Origin of the sequence: Streptomyces sp. NPDC046887, from assembly GCF_040644755.1 — a bacterium.
In the GTDB taxonomy this organism is placed as follows: domain Bacteria; phylum Actinomycetota; class Actinomycetes; order Streptomycetales; family Streptomycetaceae; genus Streptomyces; species Streptomyces lichenis.
This window is the reverse complement of sequence record NZ_JBEYXH010000005.1, coordinates 114,348-131,277: the sequence shown is the minus strand read 5'-3', so window position 1 is coordinate 131,277 and position 16,930 is coordinate 114,348. Positions and strand designations below refer to the sequence as shown.

Below are 16,930 nucleotides of genomic sequence, written 5' to 3'. Positions count from 1 at the left end.
ATCGGGCGGAAAGGGGTACGCGTCGCGTCCGGCGACGGCCGACCCCACCACGGTGACGAAGCAAGGCACGGCGGCGAAAGCACGGAGACAAGGGCGGGTCGGACCGGCGGCGAGAGAGCGTGGCAGCGAGCGGCAGCGGAGGAGCCCATGGCGCAGCAGACGACCACCCGCGCGACCGGGGGCGGGCCGGTGCCCGGGGAGGGGCAGACCCGGCGTACCGTCCTGGTCGCGATCAGCGCCCTGCTGCTCGGCATGCTGCTGGCGGCGCTCGACCAGACGATCGTCTCCACCGCGCTGCCGACCATCGTCAGTGAGCTCGGCGGGATGGACCACCTCTCCTGGGTGGTCACCGCTTACATGCTGGCCGCCACCGCAGCCACCCCGCTGTGGGGGAAGCTCGGCGACCAGTACGGCCGCAAACGGCTGTTCCAGACCGCCATCGTGATCTTCCTGGTCGGCTCGGCGCTCTGCGGGATCGCCCAGAACATGCCGCAGCTGATCGGTTTCCGCGCGTTGCAGGGCCTCGGCGGCGGCGGGCTGATGGTGCTGTCCATGGCCATCGTGGGCGACCTGGTCTCACCCCGGGAACGCGGTCGGTACCAGGGGCTGTTCGGGGCGGTGTTCGGCGCGACCAGTGTGCTCGGGCCGCTGCTCGGCGGGCTGTTCACCGAGCATCTGAGCTGGCGGTGGGTGTTCTACGTCAACCTGCCGATCGGGGTGGTCGCGCTCTTCGTGATCGCCGCGGTGCTGCACATCCCGACCGGCTCCACCCGGCACACCATCGACTACCTCGGCACCTTCCTGATCGCCTCGATCGCCACCTGCCTGGTGCTGGTGGCCTCCCTGGGCGGCACCACCTGGGCCTGGGCCTCCCCGCAGATCATCGGACTGGCGGTGCTCGGCGCCGTGCTGCTGTTCTTCTTCCTACGGGTCGAGCGGCGGGCCGCGGAACCGGTGCTGCCGCTGAAGCTGTTCCGCATCCGCACCTTCGCCCTGGTGTCGGTGATCAGCTTTGTCATCGGCTTCGCCATGTTCGGCGCGATGACCTATCTGCCGACCTTCCTCCAGGTGGTGCAGGGCGTCACCCCCACCATGTCCGGCGTCCATATGCTGCCGATGGTCGCGGGCCTGCTGATCACCTCCACCGCCTCCGGGCAGATCGTCAGCCGCACCGGCCGCTGGAAGGTCTTCCCCATCGCCGGTACCGCGATCACCGCGATCGGCCTGCTGCTGCTCCACCGGCTCACCGAGACCAGCTCCACCGCCGAGATGAGCCTGTTCTTCTTCGTCTTCGGCGCCGGGCTCGGACTGGTCATGCAGGTCCTGGTGCTGGTGGTGCAGAACGCGGTGGCCTACGAGGACCTGGGCGTCGCCACCTCGGGTGCCACCTTCTTCCGCTCCATCGGCGCGTCCTTCGGCGTCGCCATCTTCGGCACCATCTTCACTAACCGGCTCACCGGCAAGCTCACCGACGCCCTCGCCGGGCAGGAGGTCCCGCCCGGCACCGGGGCGGACCGGATCGCCGCCGACCCGCGCGCCATGGCGACCCTCCCGCCGCAGTTGCGCGCCGAGGCACTGCACGCCTACGCCACCTCCATCACCGATGTCTTCCTCTACGCCTCGCCCATCGTGCTGGTCGCCTTCGTGGTCGCCTGGTTCCTGAAGGAGGACCGGCTGCGCGCCTCGGTCACCGCGCCGGACACCAGCCAGACCCTGGCCTCCAACCCGGTCGAGCGGTCCTCCTACGAGGAGTGCGCCCGCGCGCTGTCGGTGCTCGGCAGCCGGGAGGGCCGGAAGAAGGTGTACGAGCACATCACCGAGCGGGCCGGGCTGGACCTGCTGCCCGCCGCCAGCTGGCTGCTGCTGCGGGTACGGCGGCACGGCGCCGTGGAACCGGCCCGGCTCGCCGACACCACCCCGGTGCCGATCCGGGTGATCAGCGAGGCCTCCCGCCAGCTGGAGGAACGCCGCCTGGTACGCCGGGAGGGCCTGCAACTGGTGCTCACCGACGAGGGCGTACGGACCGCCGTCCGGCTGGCCAAGGCCCGCGAGGACTCGCTCGCCGAACTGCTCGGCGACTGGTGGGGCCCGGACCGGCCCACCGACCTGGTCCAGCTGGTCGAGCAGTTGAGCGGTGAGCTGTGCGGCTCCCGGGGCGAGCAGCCGCGTGGGGCGCACCCGGTCCGCGACCACGCCAACCCCCACCCCCGCACCCCCGCCCCGCACTGAGGGCAGGGGGACTCAGGGAGCCGGTACCGGAGCCGGCTCCAGCTCCTTGCCGAACCAGATCTCCGCGTACGGGGCGTCGCCGTAGCGCGGGATCTCCCGGTAGCCGGTGCGCGCGTACAACCGGCAGGCCTCGATGAGGTCGAGCCGGGTGTTGAGCACCAGCCGCCGCATCCCCAGCCCGGCCGCCGCCTCCTCCAGCGCGGCCATCAGCAGGGCCGCGCCGCCGGTGCCCCGGTGCTCGGGGCGGACGAACACCCGGGTCAGTTCGGCCCGTTGGCCGTCCAGTCCCGCCACGCCATCCAGTAGCAGCACACCTCCGCAGGCGGCGGGCGGGCCGTCCGGGCCGCCCACCCGGCCGACCAGGAACTGACCGGTGGGCGGGGCGAGCAGTTCCACGCCGTCCCCGGCCAACCCGGAGTCCACCTCCGCCGCGGTGGCGGGCCGCCCCCAGTACCGTCCGGCCACCTCGGCGTAGTAGTCCCGGCGCAGCGCGGTGGCCGCCGCGCTGTCGTACCGCTCCGGCGCGAACACCCACCCGGTCCCTCGAACACTCTCCATGGGTCCGTGCCTATCCCGGGGTGCCGCCGTTTGCCCAACGGTTTTCCGGCAACCCGCCCGTCGAGCTCACCGAACCACCGCCGGCTTTCCCCTTATTCATCCACCAGTCCGACGAGGCTGGCGGTCCGTCAGGTCCGCCCGCCCTCCCGCATCCAGGGAAAGGCAGTCATGTCAACTGTCCTGATCGTCGTCGCTCTGGTCCTCGTCTTCGCCGCCGTGGTGGCCGCGGTCCTGTACGTGGGACCCGGCAAGTCCGGCGGTCGGCGCGGACGAGGTCTGAAGCGGCGTTTCGGCCCCGAGTACGAGCGTACGGTCGCCTTGCACGACGGCGACACCAAGGCCGCCGAGCGTGAACTGGCCCAGCGCGTCGAGCGCCACGGCCAGCTGCGGGCGCGGCCGCTGCCCCCGGAGGCGCGCGAGCAGTACGTCGCCCTGTGGGCCGGCCTCCAGGAGCGCTTCGTGGACGCCCCGCAGCAGGCGGTCGTCGAGGCCGAGCGGCTGGTCGCCCGGCTCGCCCAGGACCGGGGCTACCCGGACGCCCAGGCGTACGAGGAGCAGCTCGACGCCCTCTCCGTGCACCACGCCCACCAGGTCGAGGGCTACCGCAATGTGCACCGCGCGGCCGGGATGACCCAGGCCGCCGAGGTCCAGGGCGGCGCGCACACCGAGGAGTTGCGCGAGGCCATGCTGGACGCGCGCCGGCTGTTCGAGGTCCTGGTCGCCGAGCAGGGCGAGGACTCCGGCCGCCACGCGCACCACCGCCCGACCCGCCGCACCGAGCGCGGGAACCGTACCCAGGCCGCCTGGCCGAAGGGGAGTGGCGCCTGATGTCCTACGACCCCGCCGGTACCGACCCGGCCCGCACCCCCCGCACCCAGCCCGCCCCCCGGCACCTCGGTGCCCGGGCCGGTGCCGAGCACCCGGAGAGCCCCGAGGGCCGGGCCAAGGGACCCGCCGCCCCGGGCGTCTCCCCGGACCCGCTCCAGCACAGCGGGCAGCCGGGCCAGGTGCCTCCGCCCCCGCCGGGTCCCGGCGCCGGGCACACCCCGCCCCATGCCGGGCAGCACCAGGCCCCGCCCACCCCGCCCGCCGCCCCGGGCGGTGACCCCTCGGTCACCGGTCACTTCCCGCCGATCGGCGCCGACACCGCCCCGCCGCCGCCGAGCGCCGGGCACAGCACCGGTGTCGGTACGGGGACGGGGACGGGAGCCGGTACGGGCGTCGGCACCGGCCAGGCGGGGCACGTCCCGCACGCCCCGGCCGCACCGCCCGCCGACCCCCGGGCCGGCACCCACGGCGACCGGGCCGGTGACCGGATCGGCGATCGGACCGGTGAGCACGGCAAGGACCATGACGAGCTGCTGCCCGCCCATGAGCGGGACGAGCTGACCCGGCGTATGCAGCATGCCCTGTCCGAGTTCGTGGACAGCCCCCAGCGGGCGGTGCGCGAGGCGGCCGGGGTGCTGGAGGCGGCCACCGAGCATCTGACGGCCGCGCTGGACGAGCGGCGCCGCTCCCTGCGTACCGGCTGGGACGGCGACGGCGAAGGGCGCGCCGGCAGGAAGGGCGAGGCGGGTCCGGCGCACGACACCGAGCAGCTCCGAGTCACCCTCCGGGCGTACCGGGAGATGACGGAGCGGCTGCTCCGGCTCTGAGCGACGAGCGAGCGAGTACGAACAAGCGAGTACGAACAAGCGAGTACGAACGAGCGAGTACGAACGAGCGGCCCGGGCGGCCCGGACGGTGAACGATGCCGTCCGGGCCGCCCGCTGCCGCCGTATCCGCCTGCCGGAGCGGTCAGTCGGTGACGCGGGCGATCAGCATGCCGTCCCAGCCCTTGCCGCCGACCGTCTGGACCGCCGTGCCGTCCAGCCGGGGATGGCTCGCCACCAGGTCGAAGGTCTCGCGGGTGCCGCGCACCGACGGGTCATCGCCGGAGCCGTCGGTGACCGCGCCGCCGCGCACCACGTTGTCCACCACGATCAGGCTGCCGGGGCGGGTCAGCTTCAGCGCCCACTCCACATAGCGCGGGTTGTTCACCTTGTCGGCGTCGATGAAGACCAGGTCGAACGGGCCAGCGCCCTCCTCGACCAGCTTCGGCAGCGAGTCGAGCGCCGGCCCGACCCGTACCTCCGCCACCTTCGCCAGCCCGGCGCGGGCCAGGTTGGCCCGGGCCACCTCCGCGTGCGCCTCGGCGTACTCCAGGGTCACCAGCCGGCCGTCCTCGGGCAGCGCGCGGCCCAGCCAGATGGTGCTGTACCCGCCGAGCGTGCCCACCTCCAGGATGGCCCGCGCGCCGATGGAACGGGCCAGCAGCTGGAGCAGCTTGGCGTGCGGCGGGGACACCTCGATCTGCGGCAGACCCGCCGCGTCGCTCTCGGCGAGCGCGGCGCTCAGCACCTCGTCGGCGGGGAGGAGGCGGTCGACCACGTACTCCTCAACGGCTTTCCACTGATCTTGAGTCATGGGGGAAACGTACGCCAGTTCGCCCCCTCGCCGGAGTGCTACGGCGACTTGTCGCCATCGATATGACCATCATGACCATCGGTCTGGAACGCGGGCCGGGCGTCGAACGCGGCCCGGCGGGTCGCCCGGCGCAGCGCCCTCAGCACCGCCGGGCCCACGGTGGCGACCAGCACCACGGTGAGCACCGCCCGCCCCAGGTCCCAGCCGAGCGAGGTCGCCGCGCAGTACGCCAGGAAGCGCACCAGATTCTCGGTGAGCGGGTCGCCGGGCCGGAACGAGATCCCGCTGCCGACGCCCTGGAGCAGCACCCAGCCCTGGAGGTTCATCACCGTCCCGTAGGCGAAGGCCGCCACCGCCCCGTATCCGGCCAGCAGCGCCAGCTCACCGCGCCCGCGCAGCCCCCGCCCCCCTGGCAGCAGCCCCGCGCCCAGGGTGAACCAGCCCATCGACAGCATCTGGAACGGCAGCCAGGGCCCGACCCCGCCGGTCAGCAGCGCCGAGGCGAACATGGTCACCGAGCCGAGGACGAAGCCGAAACCGGGCCCCAGCACCCGGCCGCTCAGCACCATCAGGAAGAACATCGGCTCCAGCCCGGCCGTGCCCGCGCCGAGCGGCCGCAGCGCCGCGCCCACCGCCGCGAGCACACCGAGCATGGCGACCGCCTTGGCGTCCATCCCGCTGTCGGCGATGGTGGCCAGCACCACCGCGACCAGCAGCGGCAGCAGCGCCGCCAGCAGCCAGGGGGCGTCCAGCGAGCGGCTGACCAGGGCGGAGGAGGGGTCGGCCAGCAGCGGCCAGCCGAACGCGGCCACCCCGACCAGGCTGACCAGCAGCAGCGCCGCCACCGAGCGCGGCCCGAGGCGGATCGGACGCCCGCCGGCCTTCGAGGAGGCCGGCCCGGTACGGCTCACAGCGCCGCCTCCACCTGGGCGACCGTCAGCCACGGCCGGGGTGCCAGCACCTTGGCCACCTGCGGGGCGAAGGAGGGGGAGGAGACCACCACCTCGGCGGTCGGCCCGTCGGCGACGACCTCCCCGTCCGCCAGGATCACCACCCGGTGCGCCAGCTCGGCGGCCAGCTCCACATCATGGGTGGCCAGCACGATCCCGTGCCCCTCGGCCGCCAGCCCGCGCAGCACCCCGGCCAGCCGGGCCTTGGCCGCGTAGTCCAGGCCCCGGGTCGGCTCGTCGAGCAGCAGCAGCGGCGGGCGCGCGGTCAGCACCACGGCCAGCGCCAGGGCGAGCCGCTGCCCCTCGGAGAGATCGCGTGGATGGGTGCCGTCGGCCACATCCGGCAGCAGTACGGAGACCAGCTCCCGGCAGCTGCCCGGGGCCGCGCCCGCGTCGGCGTCGGCCGCCCGGCACTCGGCGGCCACGGTGTCGGAGCAGAGCAGATCGCGCGGCTCCTGCGGGACCAGGCCCGCGTGCCGGATCAGCTCCTTGGGCGCGGTGCGGTGCGGCTCCAGGCCGTGTACGCGGACGGTGCCGCCGGCCGGCTCCACCATCCCCACCAGCGCGCCGAGCAGGGTGGACTTGCCCGCCCCGTTGCGGCCCATCAGCGCCACGGTCTCCCCGGGCGCGACCCGCAGGTCCACCTTCCGCAGCGCCTCCACCCGGCCGCGCCGCACGGCCAGCCGCTCCACGGTGAGGAGGGATTCCTCCGGACGGGTCGGTACGGAAACCGGAGTCCGCCGCAGCAGCCGGGCCAGCGGCCCACGGGGCGGGACCCCGCCGCCGGCCACCGGAGCCACCTCCGAAATCGAAACCGGAACCGAAACCGGAACTGGAACGGGGGAGTCCGCCAGGCGCTCCCGCAGCGGGGCGGCGCGGCGGCGGGCGTCGCGGACGGTCAGCGGTACGGGCTCCCAGCCGGCCAGCCGGGCCAGCCCCACCACCGGCGGGTACACCGGGGAGTGCGCCATGACCTCGGCGGGCGGCCCCAGCACCACCGGGGCGCCGGGCGCGGGCAGCAGCGCGACCCGGTCCGCGTACTGCACCACCCGCTCCAGCCGGTGCTCCGCCATCAGCACGGTGGTGCCCAGGTCGTGCACCAGCCGCTGGAGCACCGCGAGTACTTCCTCGGCTGCCGCCGGGTCCAGCGCGGAGGTCGGCTCGTCCAGCACCAGCACCCGGGGGTGCGGGGTGAGCACCGAGCCGATCGCCACCCGCTGGCGCTGACCGCCGGAGAGGGTGGCGATCGGGCGGTCCCGCAGCTCGGCCAGGCCCAGCAGGTCGAGGGTCTCCTCCACCCGGCGCCGCATCACCTGCGGCTCGATGCCCAACGATTCCATCCCGTAGGCGAGTTCGTCCTCCACCGTGTCGGTGACGAAGTGGGCGGACGGGTCCTGGCCCACGGTGCCGACCACATCGGCCAGTTCGCGCGGGCGGTGGGTGCGGGTGTCGCGGCCGTCGACGGTGACCCGGCCCCGCAGGGTGCCGCCGGTGAAGTGCGGCACCAGCCCGCAGACCGCGTTCAGCAGGGTGGACTTGCCCACCCCCGACGGGCCCGCCAGCAGCACCAGTTCGCCTTCCGGGACGGTGAGGTCCACCCCGCGCAGTACGGGTGCCTCGGCGCCGTCGTAGACCACCGAGACGTTCTCGAAGCGGATCAACCCACTGCCTCCTTCTTTACCCGGGCCGGGCCGGCGGGCTGTCCCGGCACCGGGGCGACGAACGCGGGCAGCAGGCCCGGCAGTACGGCGAGCGCCGGCCACAGCGGCAGTCCGGGCGCCTCCAGCGGGACCACCCCCGGGTGCAGCGCCGGCGTGTCCAGGGCGATGACCAGGGCGGCGACCAGCAGTCCGGAGCCGGCCACCAGCCAGGCCCGGACGCCCCAGCGGTCCGGCCGGTAGCGGGTGCGCACCGAGCGGCGGCCGCCCAGGCGCAGCCCGGCCAGCGCCAGCGCCGTACCGGCCGCCGCGCACGGCAGCCCGTAGCCGATCCCGGCCTCCCCGCCCGTACCGTCGGCCGTGAGCAGCCCGTACACCCCGACGACGACGGCGAACAGCCCGCCCAGCGTCAGTACGGCGGTCAGCCGGCGCATGGCCGCCGGGACCGGGGCGGTACGGCCGAAGCCGCGCGCGTCCATCGAGGCGGCGACCGCCACCGACCGCTCCAACGCCCCCTCCAGCACCGGCAGCCCGACCTGGAGCACCGCGCGCACCCCGCCGGTGGACCGGCCGCGCAGCCGGCGCGCGGTGCGCAGCCGCAGCACATCGGCGACCAGGGTCGGGGCGAAGGTCATCGCGACCACCACCGCCACCCCCGCCTCGTACAGCGCGCCCGGCAGTGACTTCAGCAGTCGCGCCGGGTTGGCGAGCGCGTTGGCCGCGCCCACGCAGATCAGCAGCGCCGCCAGCCGCGCCCCGTCGTAGAGCGCGAACACCAGCTGCTCGGCGGTGACCCGGCCGCCGAGCCGGATGCCCCGCGCCCAGTCGGGCAGCGGCACCTCGGGCAGGGTGACCAGCACATGGCTGCCCGGGATGGGCGAGCCCAGCAGCACCGAGAAGACCAGCCGGAGCAGGAGTACGGCCAGGCCCAGCTTGACGAACGCCCCGTACGCCCGGGCCCAGGGCGCGTCCGTGCGGCGGGCCGCCACCACGTATCCGGAGACCGCGACCAGCAGACCGAGCAGCAGCGGGTTGGTGGTACGGGAGGCGGCGACCGCCAGGCCCAGCGCCCAGAGCCACCAGGCGCCGGCGTGCAGGGCGTTGGACCGCCGGGCCTCCGGGGCGCGCAGCCTCATCGGCGCCGGCGCCTGGCCTGCCAGACGGCCGCGGCGGCGATCACGGCGACGGCCGCCGCCCCGGCCGCCAGCCCGACCGACGGCCCGTCCCCACCGGAACCGGAACCGGAATCCGAAGCGGAGGAGGAAACAGAAGGGGAGGGGGTGGTGGCCACCTGCTCGCCGCAGCCGGTCCTCGGGTAGCCGGAGATGGCGCAGAGCAGCGCGCCGTCGCCGTAGCGCAGCGGCTTGGCCACCGCCGCCAGGGCCTCGGCGCTGGTGGCGTCCTCGTCCACCCGGGCGCATGCCCCCCGCTGGGCGGGCGGCCGTTCCCCCGCCGGGGCGTCCGCGGCGGTGCCGAAGTCCAGCACCAAGGCGACCCGCTTGGCGCCCTTCGGCGCCGGGCCGGAGCCGCAGACGGCGGCGAAGTCGGGGGCGCGCCGGGGCTTGGCGGCGTCGGCGGAGTCGGCGCTGACCGCGAACCGGTAGCCGTTGACATCCCCGTCGGCCGGACGGGCGGTCGCCGGGCCCTGGGTGGCATAGGTCCACGCCCCGCCGCCGCTCTCCCAGAACGACCAGTAGCGGTAGCCGGCCGCCTGGGCCGGACCGGCGGTCGCGACCGTCAGCACGACCAGCGCCGCCAGGGACAGCAGCGCGGCGAGCAGCGCGGAGAGGGTGCGGCGGGTCACGGGGTGCGGTTCCGGCCGCGGCCGCTGATCAGGAAGCCGATGCCGATACCGGCGACCAGGAAGCTGCCGACCACCACTCCGGTGTTGATGCCGTCGCCCTCCTCGTCGCCGTTGCCCTCCTCGCGGGTCGAACCCTGGTCGGTGGCGGCGGCCTCGGGGGTGGGCGCGGTGGCGGGCTGGGGGCCGGTGGCGTTCAGCCGGGCGACCAGGTCGGTGCCGCCGAAGGCCCGGGCGTCGGCGCCGGCGGCGTGCGCGGCCAGCACCAGCTGGGCGTAGGCGGCGGGCCCGCCCTGGTCGGCCCAGCCCTCGGCGTTCTTCTCCAGCCACTCCAGCGCCGGCTGGGCCTCCTCGGTGGCGCCGGCCGCCGAGAGGGCGATCACCGCGTCGGCGGTGTTGCCGAAGTCGGGCATGGGCGCGCTCTCCTCGGCGCCCGGCAGCGGCGGCTGCTCCAGGTGGCCGTTCTTGGCGAGGGCCCCGGCCAGATAGGCGGCGCCGTTGCGGGCGGCCCGCTCGATCGCCGGCTTCGCCGGGGTGACGCACTCCGGCTTCTGCTGCGGCTGGACGCCCCGGGTCTGGAGGTCCTTGCCGAGCCCGGCGAGCACCGCGGCGGCGGTGGCGTCGGCGTTCGCCGCCAGCTTGCCCGCCTTGTCCGGCTGGTAGGCGAAGGCGCCCCCGCCCGGCTTGGCGCCCCCGCCCGGCTTGGCGCCCCCGCCCGGCTCGGCGCCCCCGCCCGGCTTGGCGTCGCAGGGCAGCGCGAGGCCGAGCAGCGCGTCGTACGGGGTCTTCCCGGTGCCGGAGACGAGGTCACCCGGACGGTCCCCGGTCGCGGCCAGGGCGCTGATCACGATGGAGGTGGAGTTGGCGTCGCTCGGGGAGCCGGGGTTGTAGCCCCAGCCGCCGTCCTCGTTCTGCGCCTCCTTCAGCCAGGAGGCACCCGCCTTCACCGCCTGGCCGGGCGCGCCCTTCTCCGCCTCGGCGCCCTCGGGGTCCTCCACCCCGGCCAGGGCCTGCACCGCGGCCGCCGTGGCGTTGGTGTCCAGCACGGTGGCGTCGTCGCAGGGCTTGTCCGGGGCGGGCCGGTAGGCCGCGAAGCCACCGCCCGCGCACTGCTGGTCCAGCAGCCAGCGCACCGACTCCCGGGCCGGTTCCACGCCGGACACCTGCTGGGCCATGAAGGCCAGCGACTGGCGCCAGACCCCGTCATAGGTCGGGTCGCCGGTCCCGTACAGCCCCTCGGGCAGCGCCGGGGCGGCGGGCGAGGAGCTGGGGGAGGGCTTGGGAGCCGTAGGGGCCTGGGGGGCCGCGGAGGCGGCGGTCGCGGGGCCGAGAAGGCCGGTGCCGAGCAGTGCCGCGGCGGCGGCGAGCGCGGCGGCGCCGGGGCGGCGGACGCGGACGGTGGTCATGGGGGCCTCTCTGCGCGATGTGCTCGGTACCGGGCCGGGAGCGGGCACCGGCACAACGCGGGGGCCGGGCTCCGGCCCCGCGTCTCCCGACGGTGCCGGCCACCGTCGAGGCTCCCGTGGAGCTTCCGGCGGCCCGAGCCGGTCAGTCCGGTACGAGGTGTTCCGACTCGCCGCGCGCTGGTGCCCCTGCGGGCGGCGCGGCTCACGGTTGCGGGTCAGTGCCGGATTCGCACCGGCTTCCCCCCGTACGGGACGATGACTGCCCGACCACTTTACCGGTGGGTCATCTGCGCCCCGACGCCGGAGGTCCCTGTGGTCGGCCGGTGGTCAGCGGTCGACCAGCAGGCTGGCCGTCTCGATGTCGGCGCGGACCTGGTCCAGCGAGGCGCGGCCGCAGAGCCAGGCGATCAGTACCGAGTACCAGGTGTGCTCCACCACCCGGACCGCGCAGAGCTGGTCGGCGGTGGGGCGGTCCAGGCCGGTGGCGTCCACGATGATCGCGGTGGTACGCCGGGAGACCGCCTCCACCTCGGCGCTGGCGCCCCGGTCGGCGAAGGTCAGCGCGCGCACCATGGCCTCGGCGAGGTGCGGCTCGCGCTGGAGCGCCCGGAAGGCGCGCATCAGGGTCTCGGCGACCCGCTCGGAGGCCCGCTCGCCGGACGGGGGCCGCTTGCGCAGGGTGGTGTGCAGCCGGTCCAGCTGGTCCTGCATCACCGCGACCAGCAGATGGATCTTGGACGGGAAGTAGCGGTAGAGCGTGCCCAGGGCGACATCGGCGGCCTCCGCCACCTCACGCATCTGGACGGCGTCGAACCCGCCCCGCCCGGCCAGCTCGGCGCTGGCCCGCAGGATGGCGCGGCGGCGTGCCTCCTGGCGCTCGGTCAGCGGCGCCGCCGCCCTGGTTTCCTCGGTCATCAGTCCCGCCCGTCGTACCGCTGTCCGTCATGCCGCTGCCACTCCGGGAGGTGTCCGCCGTGGCGGGAATCACCTGTTCCGGCCCGCACAGCGGCGCTACCTGCCGGTAGATTCGATGCTCCTGAACGACCAAGTCTGAAACTTGTTCCAGATTAGCGCCAGCGGTTACGCTCCGGCGAAACGCAGGCAGGAACAGGCGAGAAGGGGGCCCGCGAGTGACCGCCGAGGCCATGGACGCAGGCCCCCGCCGAGACATCGGCACCGATATCGGCACCGGCGTCGGCACCGCCCCCGGGAGTCCCGCCGGTGCCGCCGGCCCGTCCGGTGACCGCCCGCTGCGGATCGCGCTCCTCACCTACAAGGGCAACCCGTTCTGCGGCGGCCAGGGCGTCTACGTACGCCATCTCTCCCGCGAACTGGCCCGGCTCGGCCACAGCGTCGAGGTCATCGGCGCCCAGCCCTACCCGGTACTCGACGGCGGGGTCCCGCTCACCGAGCTGCCCAGCCTGGACCTGTACCGGCAGCCCGACCCCTTCCGCACGCCCAAGCGCGGCGAGTACCGCGACTGGGTGGACGCGCTGGAGGTCGCCACCATGTGGACCGGCGGCTTCCCCGAGCCGCTGACCTTCTCGCTGCGCGCCCGGCGCCATCTGCGCGCCCGGCGCGGTGAGTTCGACGTGGTCCACGACAACCAGACGCTCGGCTACGGCCTGCTCGGCGACCTGGGCGCCCCGCTGGTCACCACCATCCACCACCCGATCACCGTGGACCGGCGGCTGGAGCTGGCCGCGGCGGCCGACCTCAAGCGCCGCGCCTCGGTCCGCCGCTGGTACGCCTTCACCCGGATGCAGAAGCGGGTCGCCCGCCGGCTGCCCTCGGTGCTCACCGTCTCCGGCTCCTCCCGCGACGAGATCGTCGAGGACCTGGGGGTGGCCCCCGAGCGCATCCGGGTCGTGCACATCGGCGCCGACACCGAGCTGTGGTCCCCTGACCCGTCCGTGCCCGAGGTGACCGGCCGGATCGTCACCACCTCCAGCGCCGACGTCCCGCTCAAGGGGCTGGTGCACCTGGTGGAGGCGCTGGCCAAGCTCCGCACCGAGAACCCGGACGCCCATCTGGTGGTGGTCGGCCGCCCCGCCGAGGACGGTCCGGTCGCCCAGGCCATCGAGCGGTACGGGCTGGGCGGGGACGTGGTCCGATTCGTCAAGGGCGTCACCGACGCCGAGCTGGTCGACCTCTACCGCTCGGCCCAGGTGGCCTGCGTGCCCTCCCTCTACGAGGGGTTCTCGCTGCCCGCCGCCGAGGCGATGGCCACCGGTACGCCGCTGGTCGCCACCACCGGCGGGGCGATCCCCGAGGTCTCCGGCCGCGACGGCGACACCTGTCTGGCCGTCCCGCCCGCCGACGCCGGGGCGCTGGCCCAGGCCCTCGGCCGGCTGCTCGCCGAGCCCGCCCTGCGCCTCCGGCTCGGCGCGGCCGGCCGCGCCCGGGTGCTGGAACGGTTCACCTGGGCCCGCGCCGCCCAGGGCACCGCCGAGCTGTACCGCGAGGCCATCGCCACCGGGACGCCGGCCCCCTTCCCCAGCGCGCCCCCCACCCCGGCGCCCGCGACTCCGCATGCGCGCGCGACCCGCGCCGCCGCCACCCCGAACGACCGCGAAGGCAGGCCGACCCCGTGCTGACCGTCGACTTCACCCGCTTCCCGATCGCCCCCGGCGACCGCGTCCTGGACCTGGGCTGCGGTGCCGGCCGGCACGCCTTCGAGGCCTACCGGCGCGGGGCCAGGGTCGTCGCGCTCGACCAGAACGCCGAGGAGATCCGCGAGGTCACCAAGTGGTTCGCCGCGATGGCCGAGGCCGGGGAGGCGCCCGCCGGGGCCAGCGCGGTCGCCATGGAGGGCGACGCGCTCAACCTGCCCTTCCCCGACGAGTCCTTCGACGTCGTGATCATCTCCGAGGTGATGGAGCACATCCCCGACGACAAGGGCGTGCTCGCCGAGATGGTCCGGGTGCTCAGGCCCGGCGGCCGGATCGCGGTCACCGTCCCGCGCTACGGCCCCGAGAAGGTCTGCTGGGCGCTCTCCGACGCTTACCACGAGGTCGAGGGCGGCCATATCCGCATCTACAAGGCCGACGAGCTGCTGGCCCGCATCCGCGAGGCGGGGCTGCGCCCGTACGGCACCCACCACGCGCACGCGCTGCACTCGCCGTACTGGTGGCTGAAGTGCGCCTTCGGCGTGGACAACGACAAGGCGCTGCCGGTACGGGCGTACCACAAGCTGCTGGTCTGGGACATCATGAAGAAGCCGCTGGCCACCCGGCTCGCCGAGCAGGCGCTCAACCCGGTCATCGGCAAGAGCTTCGTGGCGTACGCGACCAAGCCGCACCTGCCCCGCCCGGCTGCCTCCGAGGCCGCCGGTGCGACGGCGGACGCCGAGCGGTGACCAGCCCCGACCGCGTCGCCGGGCACCTGGTGCTGCCCGGGGTGCTCACCGCCGGGCAGGCCGCCGAGACCGTCGCCTCCCTGCTCGCCGTCCAGCGGCCGGACGGCGCCATCCCGTGGTTCCGCGGCCACCACCTGGACCCCTGGGACCACATCGAGGCCGCCATGGCGCTGGACACGGCCGGGGAGCACTCCGCCGCCGCCCGCGCCTACGACTGGCTGGCCCGCCACCAGAACGCCGACGGCTCCTGGTGCGCCGCCTACCACGACGGGGCGTACGACCAGGTCACCGACCACGGCCGGGAGACGAACTTCTGCGCCTATGTGGCGGTCGGCGTCTGGCACCACCACCTCGCCACCGGCGACGACGCCTTCCTGGACCGGATGTGGCCGGTCGTCTACGCGGCCGTGGAGTTCGTGCTGCGCCACCAGCAGCCCGGCGGGCAGATCGGCTGGCGCAGCGAACCCGACGGCACGGTCACCGCCGACGCCCTGCTGACCGGCAGCTCCTCGATCCACCAGGCGCTGCGCTGCGCGCTGGCCATCGCCGAGGCGCGCGAGGAGCCCCAGCCCGACTGGGAGCTGGCCGCCGGCGCGCTCGGCCACGCGGTGCGCCACCACCCCGAGCGCTTCCTCGACAAGGACCGCTACTCGATGGACTGGTACTACCCGGTCCTCGGCGGCGCGGTCACCGGCGAGGCCGCCCGGGCCCGGATCGACGCCCGCTGGGACGAGTTCGTGGTGCCGGGGCTGGGTGTGCGCTGTGTGCTGCCCAACCCCTGGGTCACCGGCGGCGAGAGCTGCGAACTGGCCCTCGCCCTCTGGGCGGTGGGCGAGTCCGACCGGGCCCTCGCCATTCTGAAGTCGCTCGGCCATCTGCGCGCCGAGGGCGGGATGTACTGGACCGGCTACGTCTTCGAGGGCGACGCCGATACCGGGCGCGAGCCGGCCGTGTGGCCGGAGGAGTTGACCACCTGGACGGCCGGCTCGCTGCTGCTCGCGGTGGCCGCCCTCGGGGGGGACGAGGCGACCACCGCGGTCTTTGGGGGCACCCGGCTGCCCCGCGGCCTGGAACCGGACTGCGCCGACTGCGGTTAGCCCGGTCCCGTAAGGCGCGGGCGGGGTCAGCCGCGGCGGATGCGGCCGGCGATCAGATGGCCGATGAAGAGGTAGACCACCGCCGCCAGGCCGTAGCCCATGACGACGCGGGCCCAGGCCTCGTCGAAGGTGAACAGGTCGTAGGACCAGCCCGCGAGGAACCGGGCCGCGTCCGCCACCCACGCCACCAGGTCGTTGGCCCGGTTGGCGTCGAGCAGGTACATGATGATCCAGAGGCCGATGATGGCGGCCATGACATCCGCGATGACGACGATCACGGTCGCCGCCTGGTTGCTGCCGCTGCGATGACGGGTTGACATGCTCGACGGATTGCCGCCGGGCCCCCCGGCAAACCTCTGCCCATGGGTCGAACCCTGGGTGATCATGGGCGGGTTGAGGCCGCAGTGGCAACGGCGAAGCCCCCGCCCTGCGGAGAGGGCGGGGGCTTCGGGGGTCCGGATGCCTGATGGCCGGCGGTGTCAGCCGCGCTGGATGCCGGTGGTGTCCTGGAGGACGCCGCGGCGCCCGTCCTGGGTCTGGGCGATCAGGCCGGAGCCGCGCTGCTCCACCGCCAGGTACCAGGTGCCGGGGGCGAGTTCGGCGAGCGGGGTCGGCGAGCCGTCCTCCGGGTAGAGCGGACGGGCCACCGGGACCGCGAACCAGAACGGGGAGAAGTCCCCGCCGGGCGCGGGCGCCGGGGTGGCGCCGCCCTGCGGGGCCTGGCCCGCGTCGGCCGGGGCGCCCGGCTGACCGGCCTGCGAGGCACCCTGCGGCTGCGGGGTGCCCGGGTAGCCGTAGCCGCCCTGCGGGGGCTGGCCGCCCTGGGTGCCGTACGGCTGGCCCTGGGCGCCGGGGTAGCCGTAGCCGCCCTGCGGCTGGCCGCCGTACGGGCCCGGGACCTGCGGACGCGGGGCGCCCATCAGCGGGGCCTTCAGCGCCGGGACCAGCGGGGCGGCGATGGCACCGGCGGCCAGCGCGATGGTGGCCAGCAGGCCGAGGATCATGCCGGCGCCCGCGTCGGACGGCCAGTCGATGATGCTCCAGAACGCCGTCCACAGCGCGAAGACGCAGAACGCCACACCGAACTGGCCCACGTCCAGCCCGGCCACCTTGCGACCCGGCATGGCGCGGCCGACCACGACCAGCACCGCGCCGATGACACCGGCCAGGAACATGCTCATCAGCAGGCCGAGGCTGTCCCAGGCGTTGGTGCCGTAGTCGGAGCAGTCGATGCCGCTCGGGCAGTCGATACTGGCGAGATCGAGGAACGAGGCGATGAACAGCACCACCGCTGCTCCGATCACCACGCCGTCGCCTCTAGTGAGGGATCGGATGTTCACGTGAAAGAGTCCTTCGTCGGTTGTCTCATCGGGGTGGCGCGAAGCACGGGGGTGGTAGCCGGACCCC

Annotated in this window: 16 protein-coding genes and 1 riboswitch; of the genes, 6 read left to right on the top strand and 10 right to left on the bottom strand. The window is 74.8% G+C overall.

Translation table 11 applies throughout. The annotated features are described in order from the left end of the window. The first annotated feature begins 147 nt into the window (after nucleotides 1-147). Nucleotides 148-2,229: an MFS transporter gene (locus ABZ945_RS07855; protein WP_361265619.1), complete on the top strand. Its 2,082-nt coding sequence runs from the start codon at nucleotides 148-150 to the stop codon at nucleotides 2,227-2,229. Between the two features lie 12 nt (nucleotides 2,230-2,241). Here ABZ945_RS07855 and ABZ945_RS07850 read toward each other — a convergent pair whose 3' ends face one another. Then, nucleotides 2,242-2,787, bottom strand: coding sequence for a GNAT family N-acetyltransferase (locus ABZ945_RS07850; protein ID WP_361265616.1), 546 nt, complete (start codon nucleotides 2,785-2,787; stop codon nucleotides 2,242-2,244). A gap of 168 nt (nucleotides 2,788-2,955) precedes the next feature. Between ABZ945_RS07850 and ABZ945_RS07845 the strand changes: the two genes are divergently transcribed. Continuing rightward, entirely contained in the window at nucleotides 2,956-3,615 is a 660-nt protein-coding gene (locus tag ABZ945_RS07845; protein WP_361265613.1) for a hypothetical protein, read from the top strand. Continuing rightward, nucleotides 3,615-4,442, top strand: coding sequence for a hypothetical protein (locus ABZ945_RS07840; RefSeq protein ID WP_361265610.1), 828 nt, complete (start codon nucleotides 3,615-3,617; stop codon nucleotides 4,440-4,442). Before ABZ945_RS07845 ends, ABZ945_RS07840 begins: the two co-directional genes overlap by 1 nt. Before the next feature lie 142 nt (nucleotides 4,443-4,584). On the opposite strand, the gene ABZ945_RS07835 is transcribed toward ABZ945_RS07840, so the two are convergent. The 7 genes from ABZ945_RS07835 to ABZ945_RS07805 all read right to left on the bottom strand — a co-directional run bounded on the left by ABZ945_RS07835 (nucleotide 4,585) and on the right by ABZ945_RS07805 (nucleotide 11,983). Beyond that, nucleotides 4,585-5,253 carry an O-methyltransferase gene (locus ABZ945_RS07835; protein ID WP_361265607.1) on the bottom strand — a complete coding sequence of 223 codons (669 nt, stop codon included), beginning with the start codon at nucleotides 5,251-5,253 and terminating at the stop codon, nucleotides 4,585-4,587. 38 nt (nucleotides 5,254-5,291) lie between these two features. Beyond that, nucleotides 5,292-6,164, bottom strand: a complete 873-nt coding sequence (locus ABZ945_RS07830; RefSeq protein ID WP_361265603.1) for an ECF transporter S component — start codon at nucleotides 6,162-6,164, stop codon at nucleotides 5,292-5,294. After that, nucleotides 6,161-7,864 (bottom strand): ATP-binding cassette domain-containing protein, encoded by a 1,704-nt coding sequence (locus tag ABZ945_RS07825; protein WP_361265600.1) that lies wholly within the window; start codon nucleotides 7,862-7,864, stop codon nucleotides 6,161-6,163. Before ABZ945_RS07825 ends, ABZ945_RS07830 begins: the two co-directional genes overlap by 4 nt. After that, nucleotides 7,861-8,997: an energy-coupling factor transporter transmembrane component T gene (locus ABZ945_RS07820; RefSeq protein WP_361265597.1), complete on the bottom strand. Its 1,137-nt coding sequence runs from the start codon at nucleotides 8,995-8,997 to the stop codon at nucleotides 7,861-7,863. The genes ABZ945_RS07825 and ABZ945_RS07820 overlap by 4 nt, the downstream gene beginning before the upstream one ends. Further along, nucleotides 8,994-9,665 (bottom strand): SCO2322 family protein, encoded by a 672-nt coding sequence (locus tag ABZ945_RS07815; protein ID WP_361265594.1) that lies wholly within the window; start codon nucleotides 9,663-9,665, stop codon nucleotides 8,994-8,996. The genes ABZ945_RS07820 and ABZ945_RS07815 overlap by 4 nt, the downstream gene beginning before the upstream one ends. Continuing rightward, the gene (locus tag ABZ945_RS07810) at nucleotides 9,662-11,068 is read right to left on the bottom strand and encodes a prenyltransferase/squalene oxidase repeat-containing protein (protein WP_361265591.1); all 1,407 of its coding nucleotides are present in this window, start codon (nucleotides 11,066-11,068) and stop codon (nucleotides 9,662-9,664) included. The genes ABZ945_RS07815 and ABZ945_RS07810 overlap by 4 nt, the downstream gene beginning before the upstream one ends. Nucleotides 11,069-11,223: 155 nt before the next feature. Beyond that, nucleotides 11,224-11,311, bottom strand: a riboswitch (cobalamin riboswitch). A gap of 84 nt (nucleotides 11,312-11,395) precedes the next feature. Beyond that, nucleotides 11,396-11,983, bottom strand: coding sequence for a TetR family transcriptional regulator (locus ABZ945_RS07805; protein ID WP_361265588.1), 588 nt, complete (start codon nucleotides 11,981-11,983; stop codon nucleotides 11,396-11,398). Nucleotides 11,984-12,198: 215 nt separating this feature from the next. Here ABZ945_RS07805 and ABZ945_RS07800 point away from each other — a divergent pair, with 215 nt between their 5' ends. Genes ABZ945_RS07800 through ABZ945_RS07790 form a run of 3 tightly spaced genes read left to right on the top strand, consistent with a single transcriptional unit; the run spans nucleotide 12,199 to nucleotide 15,523 of the window. Continuing rightward, nucleotides 12,199-13,665 carry a glycosyltransferase family 4 protein gene (locus ABZ945_RS07800; protein WP_361265585.1) on the top strand — a complete coding sequence of 489 codons (1,467 nt, stop codon included), beginning with the start codon at nucleotides 12,199-12,201 and terminating at the stop codon, nucleotides 13,663-13,665. Beyond that, nucleotides 13,659-14,426: a class I SAM-dependent methyltransferase gene (locus ABZ945_RS07795; protein ID WP_361265582.1), complete on the top strand. Its 768-nt coding sequence runs from the start codon at nucleotides 13,659-13,661 to the stop codon at nucleotides 14,424-14,426. Before ABZ945_RS07800 ends, ABZ945_RS07795 begins: the two co-directional genes overlap by 7 nt. Next, on the top strand, nucleotides 14,423-15,523 hold the full coding sequence (locus tag ABZ945_RS07790; RefSeq protein ID WP_361265579.1) for a prenyltransferase/squalene oxidase repeat-containing protein: 1,101 nt from the start codon (nucleotides 14,423-14,425) through the stop codon (nucleotides 15,521-15,523). The genes ABZ945_RS07795 and ABZ945_RS07790 overlap by 4 nt, the downstream gene beginning before the upstream one ends. 26 nt (nucleotides 15,524-15,549) lie before the next feature. Here ABZ945_RS07790 and ABZ945_RS07785 read toward each other — a convergent pair whose 3' ends face one another. After that, nucleotides 15,550-15,843 carry a hypothetical protein gene (locus ABZ945_RS07785; protein WP_248637139.1) on the bottom strand — a complete coding sequence of 98 codons (294 nt, stop codon included), beginning with the start codon at nucleotides 15,841-15,843 and terminating at the stop codon, nucleotides 15,550-15,552. A gap of 159 nt (nucleotides 15,844-16,002) precedes the next feature. Then, nucleotides 16,003-16,863, bottom strand: a complete 861-nt coding sequence (locus ABZ945_RS07780; RefSeq protein ID WP_361265576.1) for a hypothetical protein — start codon at nucleotides 16,861-16,863, stop codon at nucleotides 16,003-16,005. Between the last annotated feature and the right edge of the window lie 67 nt (nucleotides 16,864-16,930).